At 66.3% G+C, this 291-nt stretch carries 1 protein-coding gene; it reads right to left on the bottom strand.

Annotated features, from left to right (window positions below; all coding sequences use genetic code 11):
* Nucleotides 1–291: hypothetical protein (locus F1735_RS34770; protein WP_222853208.1), on the bottom strand; the 291-nt coding region annotated here is incomplete at both ends.

Here is a 291-nt window from a genome sequence, read left to right as displayed (position 1 = left end):
CTAACGCCCTGAGCTGCCACGCCCTGCACCGCGGTATCGGCATTGATCGCGCCGACGTTGATGCCGACGGTCGTGCTGCCGGTCGTGTAGGTGGCGACGTTACCCGTCTTCGTAGTCGTCACGTCGCCCGCCGCAGTGTTGCCACTGCTGGCGGTGAGATTGCCGGCTACGCCGGTGCCAAGGGTACCGACGACTTTCGCCGGATCGGCAGGGGCAATCGTTGCGTCATCAGGAGCGGCCGGCGCGGGCGCCATGCCGCCACTGTCGTACAAAACGGCGGCAACATCGATC

This window comes from Massilia genomosp. 1, assembly GCF_011682185.1.
GTDB classification, from domain to species: Bacteria; Pseudomonadota; Gammaproteobacteria; order Burkholderiales; family Burkholderiaceae_D; genus Telluria_A; species Telluria_A rubra.
Note: the sequence above shows the minus strand (reverse complement) of the source record. Positions and strands in the feature narration are given on the sequence as shown.